This is a genomic window from Polaribacter sp. SA4-12, assembly GCF_002163675.1.
GTDB lineage: Bacteria > Bacteroidota > Bacteroidia > Flavobacteriales > Flavobacteriaceae > Polaribacter.
In genome coordinates, this window is sequence record NZ_CP019334.1 from 3,655,476 (window position 1) to 3,669,197 (window position 13,722).

Consider the following 13,722-nt stretch of genomic DNA (forward strand, 5'->3'; position numbering starts at 1 on the left):
GTTTAAATATTAATTAGTTTTGTTATTCTAATAAATATTTTTTTTATGAAAAATAAATACGCAATTTATATCCTATTTTTTCTGTTGTTTTCTTCTGTTTCATTTTTTTCACAAACAGTAACCATAGATTTAGAACAACAAAGGTTTTTAGGAGATGTTTCAGAATTAGATAGATCTAAATATTTTAACGTTCACGATAATAAAAAAGATGATGTTTCTCATCAGTTTTTAATTGATAATAATGTCGGTTTTGGTAGAGAGTTTTGGGGGCCATTTGCCTCTAAAGGTTTAGGGAACTTCCCAATAACACCTCATACTTCAGACGGTATTATTCGTAAAGTGAAAAGAAATGTATATACAGCACATCCTGTAAACGTATGGAGACCAGGGTATGATTCAGAAAAAGCAGGTAATACTGCACTTAGATATTTTATCGATGAAGTTGATGTAAATGGTAGACCAGAATATTGGGAACCATTTAATGAGCCTTTTATAAAAGCAGATTATAACGAATTTACAAGTTTAGGTTATACAACATCTGAAGTAATTACAGAGATGAGTGTATGGTTTAGAGAAATGGCTAAAAAAATTCATAGTGCTCCAGAATTATCTAAAATGAAAGTGATTGGTTTTTCTGATGCATATCCTTCTTTCGAAAGAAGAGGATTTACTAATTGGAGAGACCGTAAAAAGAAATTTATAGACATTGCAGGTTCAGATATGGATGCACTTTCTGTACATCCTTATGATGGTGTAAATGTTACAGGGCAATCTAACGGACGTTCAGGTAGTAATTCTGAAGCAATCTTAGATTTAATTGAAACCTATACAGCACTTAAATTTGGTTCGCCAAAAAAATTAGCAATATCAGAATTTGGTGTTATTAAAAATGAAGATTTATATCCTCCAGGAATTAATGATTCTCAAATTGCTTTGTCCATAAAAGGTTTAAATAATATGTTATTTAACTTTTTTGAAAGAGAAGACAATATAGAAATTACCATTCCTTTTGTTATAGGAAGAGCAGATTGGTATTTTAAACAAGCTAGAAATTACCCTTATGTTTCTTCTTTGGTAATGCCAACAGAATTAAGATCAACACCTAATCCAGAATCTCCATTTTTATACAGAAGTAATGAAATGGTCTTGTCTTGGAAAGCAAATTTTTATAGATTTTGGAAAAATGTTGAAGGTGAAAGAGCAACCATTAAAAGTGATGATTTAGATATTCAAGCACAAATATTTGTCAATGGAACAAAAGCATATTTGGTTTTAAACAATTTAGATGATTCAGATAGAAATGTAAACTTAAGTTTTATTAGTGGAAGTTCAAATGTAAGCGAGGTAATTACAAAATCTATCATAATAAATGGAACGATGGATCCAATATATATTGATGGAGTAACTTCAAGTAATTTACCAACTTCTGTGGAATTAAAAAATGGAGAGACTAAGCTGCTAGAAATTACTTATAATTCTGAAATATCTTTTACCAAAACTATTACAAGAAATAAATATTATGGTAATCCAAGTGATGTTGTTTTAACTTCAGAGTTTGCACCGGTTTTAAAAGCAACTGCAAATACAAATCATACATTCACTTTTTCAAATGTATCTAAAGGCGAGTTAAATTCAGGAAACGCAACATTAAGAATTGGAGTTGGCGTTCCATTAGAAGCAGAGTTTAATGGTGGAGGTGCTTCCGCAGGTCAAGATGAAGGTTTAAATATTATTCCTACAGAAGTAAAAGTAAACGGAACAGCAATTAGTTTACCAAGTAATTGGAGAGGTTATGATCAATCAGGACGAATTGAGTTTTTTGGACTTTTAGAGTTAGATATTCCATACAATTTATTAGTTTCTGGGAACAATAGTGTGACGATAAAATATGCTAAAACACAAGGAGTTTCTTCTGTGGGGATAGGAAATAGTAGATGGGAAAAAGCCAATGTTACAATAGCCTCTGTAGTTTTAAGTGTTGAGAAAAAATCTAATGAACTTTGTACACCTGTAAAATATTATACAGATATAGATAATGATGGTTTAGGAGACCCAAATGATTTTGTTTTTAGTTGTACACCTCTTAAAGATGGTGTTTCAAATGGTAATGATGTTTGTCCTTCAGACCCAACAAATACCTGTAATGATCCTGAAGCAATGACAGGTTTTGTAAGACCAGTTTTAGAGAAAATTGCAAATACAGCAGAATCTTTTGAGGTTACTATAAATTACACAACCCTTCAAGCAGACCAACAAGTTTTTATTGAGTTGAGAAAACCAGGAGCAGGATATTATAGAGGAGCGCATATTTCTCCTGGAATTGCAGAATCTAAAAACAATGTACCTTTAACTATTACGTTGCCAGCTACAGACTTACCATTAGCAAACGGAACGTATCCTTTGTTAACTTATATTAGAACTCCTAAAAGTGGAGGTTTTGATTATGGTTTTGGCGAAACAATTAATTTAGAAGTTGTAGATCCATCAGCCTTAGGAATTGATGCTTTTGAGGCGAAAACTGGTTTAAAAATAAAATCGAATCCAGTAAAATCAACTTTAAGTTTTAATTCTGACAAAGCAAATGGAGAGTCTTATAAAATATTTCAGATAAATGGAAAATTAATTTCTTCTGGAAAATATAGGAATCAAATAAATGTTTCTAGCTTATCAAAAGGATTGTATTTAATTCAAATAAAAGGTGCTGTAGCTAAATTTATAAAAAATTAATTAGTAAGTTTTACTCCTTTTTATCGACTTTGATAACACTTATAGGCCTTCTTTTCAAGATTTATAAGTCTTATTTTAAAAACCATATGTAGTAATTAATGGTTTAAATATTAATTAGTTTTGTCATTCTAACAAATATCTTTTTTATGAAAAATAAATACGCAATTTATATCCTATTTTTTCTGTTGTTTTCTTCTGTTTCATTTTTTTCACAAACAGTAACCATAGATATAGAACAACAAAGGTTTCTTGGCGATGTCTCTAATTTAGATAGAATCAAGTATTTTAATATGCATAATTCTGGTCCAGATGCAGAGTCTGAACAATTTTTAAAGGAACATAATGTAGGTTTTGGTAGAGGTTTTTGGGGGCCATTTGCGTCTAAAGGATTAGGTAATTTTCCTTCTACATCACCTTCTAATGATGGTTTTGTAAGACAGGTAAGAAGATTTATTGCTACTGCTAGTCCTTTAAATGTATGGAAACCAGGATATAGTACAGGTGTTGCAGGTAATGTTGCTGTAAGGTATTTTATGGACGAAGTAAGCGCCAAAGATAGACCAGAATATTGGGAACCTTTTAATGAGCCTTTTATTAAAGCTGGTAAAACTGAGTATACAAGCTTAGGATATACACAGTCTCAAGTAGTTTCAGAAATGAGTGTTTGGTTTAGAGAAATGGCAAAGAAAATTCATAGCACTCCTGAATTAGCAAAAATGAAAGTAATTGGTTTTTCTGATGCATATCCTTCTTTTGAAAGAAGAGGATTCACAAACTGGAGAGATCGTCAGAAAAAATTTATAGATATTGCTGGTACAGATATGGATGCACTTTCTGTTCACCCTTATGATGGAGTTAATGTTACTGGTCAAGCAAATGGGCGTTCTGGAAGTAACTTAGAAGCCATTTTAGATTTATTAGAAACCTATTCAGCTTTAAAATTTGGAGCACCTAAAAAGCTAGCAATTTCTGAATTTGGAGTAATTGAAAACGGAGACATTTATTCTGCAGGTTATAATGATTCTGAAATAGCTTTAACAATAAGAGGGTTAAACAGTATGATGTTTAACTTTTTTGAAAGACAAGATAACATCGAAATTACAATTCCATTTATTACAGGTAAAGCAGAGTTCTATTACAAAACTCCTCAAACAAAACCATATATCCCATCTTTAGTAATTCCTACTGAATTAAGAACAACAGTAAATCCAAATAACGGGTTATATATTAGTGATAATTTTAAATTATCATGGAAACAAAATTTTTATAAATTTTGGAAAAATGTTGAAGGAGAAAGAGCAACAATTAATAGTGATGATTTAGATATACAAGCGCAGGTTTTTGTAAAAGGTGATAAAGCTTATGTTGTTTTAAATAATTTAGATGATGCTGATAAAAATGTAAACCTTAGTTTTTTAAGTGGTGGGAGTAATATCAGTAGTGTTCTTACAAAATCTATTATTGTTAATGGAATTTTAGATCCATTTTATAATCCAGGGTCTGTGTCTAGTTCTGTACCAAGCAGTATTTTACTTAAAAATGGTGAGACTATACTTTTTGAAATAACTTATAATTCAAATCTTACTTTTACTAAAACAATTACTAGAGAGAAGTATTATGGAAACCCAAGTGATGTTTCTTTAACTTCTGAGTTTGCTCCTGTATTAAAAGCAACAGCAAGTACAAGTCATGCTTTTAATTTTTCACGAATAGATAAAGGAACTTTAAACGATGGTAAAGCTACTTTAAGAGTAAGTGTTGGTGTTCCTTTAAAACAAGAGTTTGCATCAGGTTTAGAAGGTCTTAATATTTTACCAGATGAAATTAAAGTAAACGGTACTGCTTTAACTGTGCCTACCAATTGGAAAGGTTATGATCAAACAGGTCGGGTAGAGTTTTTTGGTTTGTTAGAGATTAATGTACCTTATAATTTACTAAATTATGGAAATAATACTGTTTCAATTAAGTATAATAAAACAAAAGGTAATTCTAATATTTCACTAGGAAATAATAGATATGAAAAAGCTAATGTAACAATTGCATCTGTTGTGTTAAGTGTTGAGAGTAAATCTTCTGATTTGTGTACACCAATTAAATTATATGCAGATACAGATGGAGATGGTTTAGGTGATCCAAATAGTTTTATTAATCAGTGTCCACCTGTTGCAGGTTATGTAGAAAATGCAGATGATAAGTGTGTAGACGATTTAGAAAATTCTTGTGCAAATCTTATTCCTGGAGTAATTCAAGCAGAAACTTATACAAATGGTACCTCTAGTGGAGTTCAACTTACAAATAATGATACTTTTGTAGGATATATCCAAAATGGAGATTCAACAGAGTATGAAGTTGAAGTTGAAGATGATGGTGTATATAATTTAAGGTTTTTAGCTGCAGCTGATAATGATGCTGGTGGTAATATAACAATTACAAGCAACAATATTGAAGTAGGAACTGTTACAGTTACTGGTACTGGTGGTTTTAAAATTACCCAAGCTTTTGATGCTTCTGTAAGTTTATCAAAAGGAACTCAAACACTAAAACTTGAATTTAGTGGAGCAGGTAATGGAGGTGGATATTTATTTGATCTAGATTACTTTGTAGGAACTCTAAAAACTTTAGGAGTAGAAGACTATTCATTAAAAAATAATTTAAAAGTATTATCTAATCCTGTTTCAAATTATTTAAGATTTTCGTCTGATTTAGCTGATGGATTAGATTACAAAATATATCAAATCAATGGTAAGTTTGTTAAAAAAGGAGCTTACAATTCTCAGATAAACGTTTCTGATTTAACAACTGGCTTGTATCTTATTAAAGTAGAAAACACAGTTTTAAAGTTTATAAAAAAATAAAGAATCTTACTTTATTGAAAAAAAAAGCCAGTAACTTGAATTCTAGTTACTGGCTTTTTTTATGAAGTTTAAAATCTAATTTATTGTCAATTCAAAAGAATCTGATATTCCTCCTTTATTAAAGGTAGTTTTTTCATTTGCTGATAATGGATACGCATCATCCCAAGAGTAAATGCTAATAGTAACTTTCCCCTTTTTATGAGCTTTTAAAACACCAAATTTATCAATAGTAGCTATCTCAGAATTATCAGAATGCCAAAGAATGTTTGTTCTTGTAGCGTTTTTAGGATAAATTTTATGAGTTAATTGATGAGATTCACCAACACTAAAAGATTTAGTTTTATTTTGAATCCTAAGCTTACAAACACCTTTAAAATCATACTTTTTGATTTCATTTTTTAAATGCATATATCCTTTCTTTTGTTCAGGAGTTAATTCATCTAAATTTATTCCTTTGTAAAAACGAAGTCCAAATCTTCCTTTGTTATAATAGTCTCCCTTTAATTCTAAAGGATCTGTTCTTAAATCAAAAAATCTACCTTCAGGAAAATCTTTATTTGGAGCATAGAACTTGAATTTTTCATTATGAATGTATCGTAATAACTCTTTTTTATTTGTGTAAACCTGATTGTTGTTATACCAAGTATAAATATAATCTCTATGCTTTTGTTTTCCTTCAATTAAATTGTTCCAAAAAGAAACACCATCAAGTTCATTTTCTCTCTGAATTGAAATATCTGTCGCCGCTGTAAGTGTTGGTAAAATATCAACAATATCAACCAAACCATTGTATTTTAATGGTTTTTTTGTTTCATTATTAATTTTATTTGGATTACTAATAATTAAAGGTACGTGCGTTCCGTTATCAGAAGTTCCTCCTTTACGAGCTGGATATACTTCTCCATTTGGCCAAATGTGAGCGAAAGCTTCCTTCGTTCCATTATCACCCATAACAACAATAATAGTATTCTCTGTTAAGTTATGTTCCTCTAGTTTTTTTATTACATTTCCAATCAATTTATCAGTATAAGCAATCATATCTGGCAAGTATTTTTGATCATCACCACTATGACCATTTCTATTATGATTTGCTTCATCAAAGTTATCAAAAAGAGAATTTGGCTTTGTATCAGGAGTTGGTTTATGATCATCGTGTACCAAAAGCATTGGATAATAAAGTAAAAATGGTTTGTCTTTATTCTTATCTATAAATTTTAATGCGTCTCGATTACAGATATCTGGACCATACCATCTTCGTCCTGTTTCTGGATCTAAATCTGTTCTTCCTGTATAATTTACTGTTTTCCCATCAACCACTAAATGAGGATTGATAAAACGTTGTCCTTCTGTTGTTACATCAAAACAAGTAAACTCATCCCATCCAAATTCATAAATATATTTTGCTCCAGGAATTTCTTTAGTTCCTCTTGTTTGCTTCCATTTACCATAAATACCTGTTGCATAACCTGCTTTCTTAAAAATATCTCCAATAGTAATATCAGATTTATGTTGAGATTTTGGTCTTAAATAATTCCTAGAATTATATTTTCCAGACATTAAAGCTATTCTACTGTTTTCACATAATGGATACGCGTGCGCATTATTAAACAGAATTCCTTCAGTTGCAAGTTTGTCAATTACTGGCGTTTCAAACTCAACATTCTCAAATAAACCTCTACTAGATGACAATCTGTTTGCACCATAAGAAGTAACTCCTAAATGACTTAAATCATCGATTAAGATAAGTACTACGTTTTGTTTTTTTTGCTCTTTAATTTTTTGACCGTAAGAATAATTTAGTGATAATAACACTAATATAAAAGTCAAGTAATGTTTAGTTATATTCATATTTATTTGCTTTGTACACCTTTATCTGTCTTTATAGACTTTGCTATTTCAATATCTTTCTTCACCCACTCTAATTGTTTGTTCCAATCAAAAGTACGTAAGCGAGCAAAGTTTTGTGGCAAATATCTATTTACATTAATGTCTCTATATTTTTCCCAATCTTTTAAAGCGTCTTTTAGATAAGAAATTGCTTTTTGTTGATGAGTTCCTTTCCCAGTTTCTTTATAAAAAGCTAATTCTACAGCAGCGCTAAATTTATCAGCATAATAATCACCTAAAAAACTCATAGATTTAATATCTAAAAGCGTTTGTTTTAATTCATTTGTATTTCCTTCAGATAGCAATTTATCAGCATTTATTCTTGAGTTTTTAGAATAATCTCGTAAGTTTTTAATAACTTCTAAAGGTGTTTTTTTGGTGATAACTTCCTTATTTAAAATAGCTTTAGCGTAATCTTCAGCATTTAAGGTGCCACTATCTTGCATTGTAGGATTAGAAATAAATTTATCTATTGGTTTTAAATCATTCCATAATTCCATACAAGCTTCTGGTTGCCAATGATAATCCCAATCTCCCCAAGAAAATTGATTTACTTGCGGAATAATCTTAGAAGATTCGCTCCAAGTTTCTAAAAGTAATTTGGCATCTGTTTCTGGAAATTTAGCGCCAATAATTTTTTCAAAACGTTCGTTTTTTAAATCAGGATTATATCCTAATCTTCCCCATAAAAGGAATTTAAACCAATGTTTATCAATTTCTAATTGTCTTGGTTTTGTTGGGTTTTTACTAATAAATTCTCGCCCCCAAACGTAACCATCAGAACCCATATGATAGCCACTAGTTTGTGCTAAAGGCAGATTTTTAATAAACGAACTTGCGTATTCAGGGTTTCCCCATCTATGAATAAAAATATCATCGTTTCTTAAATTCCACCAAGATTTTAAGTTTTCAGATTCCATCCATTTAATAAAAGGTTTTGCAAAAGTTGGATCCGTTTTAGAATACATATGTGCTTTTGAATATTTAAAACTCATATCAAAATTATCAGGATAATCTCCCCAATATTTTTTCACAATTTTCATATCTGTCCACCAAAATCTGTGAATAAAATTCACTTTTCTTTTAGGTTGCATTTTCTTAGCATCTAAAATTCCTAACCCATAAGTTTCCCAAAGCCATTTTTCTTTATCATCATCTACCATTGGTGTTCGCATATTTTCGCCAGCAGTAACTCCAATTCCAGTAACATCAGGATAATTGATTAAGAACTGTTTTACAGATTTACGTAAATAGTCTTTACTAATTTCATTTTTGTAATCATTCGTAATTCCATATTTCCCTTTTTTATCACCAACTTCTTTGTTAGAACCTGGAGGTGCAGCTCCGTTTAAACAGATATTCCAAGTGATAAAATAGATATTTATCCCTCTGTTTTTTGCGTGTTTCATTACCTTCTGCCAGAAAACTATTTTCTCATCAATTGTCATTTTTTTGATGACTTTTAGGTTTTCTAAAGGCTTTATACTTGGTAATTCTGGAACGTTCCAAGCATATTGATTTTCTTTTGGCTCAATAGTAGTTCCTAAAACATCTTGCAAAGCAACATCAGTATACTCATCTAATTTTACCATAGATGAAAACGGATGTGCATTCCAGTAAGAAATAGTATTATATCTATGTCTTGCCATATTATCCAAGAAACCTTCCCAAAAATCCAATTCCCACATGGTAGCAATATTAGATTGAGCAGCATCACCAGAATCATCAAAACTAGAAGTTCTAATATCTAAGGGAATATTAAATTTTATTCCACGATTTTTAATATATGGTTTATCAGTAATAGTTGTTATTTCTGATAATTTAGTACCTGTTTTTATAAGTTCTGCTAATTCTAAACCTCCATACATTAAACCAGTTGCATCACCAGATTTTACAATTATTCCATAATCAGAAATTTTCTTAATTGTATAACCTTGTGCTTCTTTGTGTGTGTCATCTAATTGGAACTCTATTTTTATGTCATCATTATTACTATTAATGTATGCTTTTGAAGCAATTGCTTTTTTGATATCTGAAACAGCAAATACTACTTGTTCAATAGATTCATCAAAATTTATTGTTACTTTTTTTTCTGAAGAGCAACTAAGGAATACTATTGATAATAGTAAAAAGGCACAAGTATTTTTCATATTATTTTCTTTTTTTCCAAGTTCTAAAATATTTTACGTGGTATTCACCATCCAATCTATCATCATCAGGTAAAGCTCCAAACCATTTGTTAGATTCACAGTTAAAATTAATTTCTAAAGGTTGATGCCAATGTGTGTTTTTTGCTTCTCTAAATAGAATTCCATCAATATAAAAACGGATATATTCTGGTGTCCATTCTAAGCCCCAAGTATGATAATCTGCTTGTAATTCTTCAGGGAAATAATATTTTTTTGTTCTTGAAAAATGCTTCTTAATATTTCCTTTGTCTTTTGGCGTTTTAAAAACGTGAATGTTAGAGTTTAGGTCGTGTCTATTATAATCTAATCCAGGAGCATTTTCACAGATATCTATTTCTGTCCACCAATCTCTACTAACATTGGTCATCCAAAAACCAGAAACCCAAGGAGTGTCCATCAATTTAACTTCTGCTTCAAAATAACCATATAAAAATTTCTTTTTGCTTTTTATAAACCCTGTAGAATGTGTAAACTCTTTAGGAAGTTTGTCATCACCATGTTTATTAACTCTAATAACAAGTTCTCCGTCTTCTAAACTAACATTAGAACCATGAAAATAGGTTGGTGGTCTTCCTTTCCATTTAGGATTGTTAGGAAACCATTTCTTAGTGTTTACCTTTTTTCCTTCAAACTCATCGGAATGTTTTTTTAATAACTTCCAGTTTTTGGCATTTTTCTGATCAGATAGAGGGAGCTTTTTACTGATTCTATCTACAGCATTTTCTATTTTAACTGAGTCTACATAATTTTTTGGAGGAATCGTTAAATTCTGAGAGTAGCTAGCAAAAGTAACTGATAGAAGTAATAAAAATGTTGCAATTGTTTTCATGATGAAGTTTTATTTTAAAGAATAAAAGTATAGAATCTGTTTTTTTTAAGCCACTACTGTTGTCTTTAAATAGAAAATGAATGTTTTATTTTTATTCATATAAAAAAGGGGCTGCAAAATGCAACCCCCTTTAAAATAAGTATTTTGTTTAATTAGTTAATGATTAACTTAAGTGTTTTATCTACTTCATTAGATATTACTTTTACAAAATAAATTCCTTTTGAAAAATTAGTGGTATTAATTATATTCAATTTAGTTTGTAGAATTAGTGAACCACTTATATTATAAACACTAACGTTTAGGTCTTTTGATATTGTATCAATAAAGAAATCATTTCCAGAACTAACAGGATTAGGATATAATTTGATAAAAGATGATGTTTTTGCGAGTGTTTTACTTTTTGTATTACTAGTTTTAGCAGCAACACCAAGATCTGTGTATGTAAATATTTCCCATTCTCCACGAACTGTAACACTCGTATTTAATATTGGATTTCCTGGAGCTGTTTGAGGTACTTGAACATATTTTCCTGATTGCGCTTTTAAAGCAAAACGATTAGACCCAGTTAGAACTTCCCAAGTAAACTTAGTGTTGTTACTCGCTTTATTAGTTGCATTAGCAGTTAAGCTTCCGGTTCCGTTATGTTGTAAATACTTTGTTCCATTGTCTTGTACACTTAAAGCAATTCCGCCATTTGGGTGAGTTTCTATTTTAAAACGTTCCCACCTTTTCCAAGTTTCTGTTGGTGCAGTTGTTGTTTCCATAGATTTAACAACTCCAGCAGCATCAAAACGTGTAGAAATGTATCCTAATGCAGGTTTTCCTGTTCTATTTACCCAAGAAGCTTTTACAGGTAAAATAGCTATTATTTTTCCTACAGGAGCTCCAGTAGTTGTTGGTGGTGGGGTAGTTGTGTTTCCAACTACTCCCCAATCAAATAATTCCCAATCTAATGGTTGAGCAGCTAAAGATGTAATAGAAGGATTCGTTTGATTTTGTGGAGCAATAACCCAAGCATCTAATTCATAACTTCTTAAAGAAACTTTGTTAGTACCTCTATCTTTCCAATGAAATTTTTCCCATTGTTGTTTGTTGTTAGATGAAGCAATTAATGGTGCAGTTTCATTAGTTCCTGTAATTCTTAAATATTGACCTGTACTTACAGATTTTAATACAACACCATTATTTATTGGGTGCTTTTCTACAATAAAATGTGTTTTATTATCAACGTTGCTTGTCGAAGAAGCTTTTAAAATTTTTCCAGATTCTACTGATAAATACTTTTTTGGACCAGTTGCTTGTTTTAACCAGATTTTAGAACCTATAGGAGCGTTGTTAATTCCGTTTCCATAATCAGAAGATAAAGACGTGTATTCTGGTTTCCCTGGCTTCTTTCGCCAAAAACGGAGCCATTGTACTTCAAAACTAGCAATAGGTCCTACAATATTCGCATTTGTTAAAGGATTGTCTTGTTGGTATGCTTTACCTCCACTACAACAGGCATTATATTTTGTTTGTCTCAAGTGAGGAGAAGAACTCAATATGATTTTAGTTGCAGCAGGATCTATTGCAGCGTTTTGTGGTTGTTTCGATCTAAAATATTCAACTCCATCATAAAAGAATACAATTTTGTCTTTTGCCCATAAAACACCCCATGTATGCTCCTGAAAAGCATTTCTTTTTACTACAGAGTAATCACGAGTAGTTGAATTGTTTTTCCCTTCTACAGCTAGTTTTTGTGTATAATGATGTGAAGATGTAGCACTTTGCATATGGTTTTGAAAAGCAAAGCCACTGTATTCCATAACATCTAGTTCTGTTGGGTTACCAGCATTGGCATTCCACATCCAAAATGTAGGCCATACCTTTCCATTATTGGCACCATTTATCCTTATTCTTGCTTCATAATAACCATACTTTTCATTAGAAGCAATAGTATTCTTAGATTCGATCCAGCCTCCTTTTGATGTTGTACCATCCCAAGAATTAGAGATAGTTAATTTTCCTCCAGATACGTTTACTTGGCTTGGTAAAAAACCTTCGATTGTAGTATTTTTAACGAACCATTTACTTAAGTTTCCGTTAAATTCATCTGAGTACCTAGAGTCAATTTGCCAGTCATTTGTGTTACCAGGTGGTTGCGCAAATGTGTTAAAGCTAAATAGCATTGTAATGTAAAAGAATAATAAGTAGTTAAATGTTTTCATTTGTATTTGTTTTTATGCTCTAAAACTAAAGTATATTAAGTTTTATGAAGATAACTTATGGGTTTTATCAGATGATAATTATATTTATTAAAGTAGTATATGAGTTTTATAAAAGTACAAATGTTTTATTATAAGTGAGTTATGTAGTTGTTCTTAGAGATCAGCTTTTAGGTAAGTTTTTCTAAAAGCTAGGGGTGAGCAGTTCATGAACTTTTGAAATTGTCTATAAAAAAAGGGCAAGCTTTCATAGCCACAATCATATGCTATTTGACTGACCTGTTTATTTGTTTCAATTAACATTTTAGAAGCAAGATTTATTTTATATTCATTAATAAATGTGAAAAACGATTTGTTAAGAGATTTTTTAAAAAACCGACAAAATGCTTCGTTACTCATAGAAACTAAACTCGAAGCTTCCTCTAATTTTATTTTTTTATTATAATTATCTTTTACATAATCGAAAACGGTATCAATTCTGTAATTTGCTTTTAAATTAAGATTTGCAGAAAAACCTACACTTGTTAATATTTCAATATCATCTAAAGTATAAAGTTCTTCAAGTAATAGTAAAAAACACAGTAGTTTTTCTAAAGGTGGTTTATTAATTATTTTAGTTAATTTTCGTTCAATCTTTTTAGAATATTTTTTATTGAATAAGATACCTTTTGATGCTTTTTTTAGAAGTAATTTAATGTTGTTAAATTCATCTTTTTCAAACCAATCTTTTCCAAGTAAATCATCGTTCCATTGAAGAACAATTGATTTTACAGTTCCTTTAAATTCATGAGTGTTTTTCCAACAATGAGGTAAGTTTGGTCCTAATAAAACAAAGTCTCCTTCTTCAAATTTTTGAATATTATTACCAACATATCGTATTCCTTTTCCTTTAATAATATAGGTTAATTCATATTCAGGATGAAAATGAAAAGGTGCATCAAAATCTGTGTTCTTGTAGGTAAAAGCATGTAAAGAACTTTGTTTATAGCTTATTTTCTCGAACTGTGCTTTCACTGATGAAATGTTTCTTC

At 30.3% G+C, this 13,722-nt stretch carries 7 protein-coding genes; 2 read left to right on the top strand and 5 right to left on the bottom strand.

Features of this window, described 5'->3' with window-relative positions; all coding sequences use genetic code 11:
• Nucleotides 1-45 precede the first annotated feature (45 nt).
• On the top strand, nucleotides 46-2,727 hold the full coding sequence (locus tag BTO07_RS15855) for a T9SS type A sorting domain-containing protein (protein ID WP_087522156.1): 2,682 nt from the start codon (nucleotides 46-48) through the stop codon (nucleotides 2,725-2,727).
• 146 nt (nucleotides 2,728-2,873) lie between these two features.
• Nucleotides 2,874-5,582 (top strand): carbohydrate-binding protein, encoded by a 2,709-nt coding sequence (locus BTO07_RS15860; RefSeq protein ID WP_087522157.1) that lies wholly within the window; start codon nucleotides 2,874-2,876, stop codon nucleotides 5,580-5,582.
• 75 nt (nucleotides 5,583-5,657) lie between these two features.
• On the opposite strand, the gene BTO07_RS15865 is transcribed toward BTO07_RS15860, so the two are convergent.
• The 5 genes from BTO07_RS15865 to BTO07_RS15885 all read right to left on the bottom strand — a co-directional run bounded on the left by BTO07_RS15865 (nucleotide 5,658) and on the right by BTO07_RS15885 (nucleotide 13,705).
• A complete protein-coding gene (locus BTO07_RS15865; RefSeq protein ID WP_087522158.1) occupies nucleotides 5,658-7,430 on the bottom strand; it encodes a sulfatase-like hydrolase/transferase in 1,773 nt (590 codons plus the stop codon).
• Nucleotides 7,431-7,432: 2 nt separating this feature from the next.
• Nucleotides 7,433-9,619 (bottom strand): hypothetical protein, encoded by a 2,187-nt coding sequence (locus BTO07_RS15870; RefSeq protein WP_087522159.1) that lies wholly within the window; start codon nucleotides 9,617-9,619, stop codon nucleotides 7,433-7,435.
• 1 nt (nucleotide 9,620) lies between these two features.
• Nucleotides 9,621-10,487 carry a family 16 glycosylhydrolase gene (locus BTO07_RS15875; RefSeq protein ID WP_087522160.1) on the bottom strand — a complete coding sequence of 289 codons (867 nt, stop codon included), beginning with the start codon at nucleotides 10,485-10,487 and terminating at the stop codon, nucleotides 9,621-9,623.
• Between the two features lie 152 nt (nucleotides 10,488-10,639).
• Nucleotides 10,640-12,694, bottom strand: a complete 2,055-nt coding sequence (locus BTO07_RS15880; protein WP_087522161.1) for a T9SS type A sorting domain-containing protein — start codon at nucleotides 12,692-12,694, stop codon at nucleotides 10,640-10,642.
• Between the two features lie 153 nt (nucleotides 12,695-12,847).
• Nucleotides 12,848-13,705, bottom strand: a complete 858-nt coding sequence (locus BTO07_RS15885) for an AraC family transcriptional regulator (protein ID WP_087522162.1) — start codon at nucleotides 13,703-13,705, stop codon at nucleotides 12,848-12,850.
• Nucleotides 13,706-13,722 lie beyond the last annotated feature (17 nt).

What these genes read in the sequence shown, in the direction of transcription:
- BTO07_RS15855 (WP_087522156.1), top strand. Translation starts at nt 46, where the DNA reads ATGAAAAATAAATACGCAATTTATATCCTATTTTTTCTGTTGTTTTCT.
- BTO07_RS15860 (WP_087522157.1), top strand. Translation starts at nt 2,874, where the DNA reads ATGAAAAATAAATACGCAATTTATATCCTATTTTTTCTGTTGTTTTCT.
- BTO07_RS15865 (WP_087522158.1), bottom strand. Translation starts at nt 7,430, where the DNA reads ATGAATATAACTAAACATTACTTGACTTTTATATTAGTGTTATTATCA.
- BTO07_RS15870 (WP_087522159.1), bottom strand. Translation starts at nt 9,619, where the DNA reads ATGAAAAATACTTGTGCCTTTTTACTATTATCAATAGTATTCCTTAGT.
- BTO07_RS15875 (WP_087522160.1), bottom strand. Translation starts at nt 10,487, where the DNA reads ATGAAAACAATTGCAACATTTTTATTACTTCTATCAGTTACTTTTGCT.
- BTO07_RS15880 (WP_087522161.1), bottom strand. Translation starts at nt 12,694, where the DNA reads ATGAAAACATTTAACTACTTATTATTCTTTTACATTACAATGCTATTT.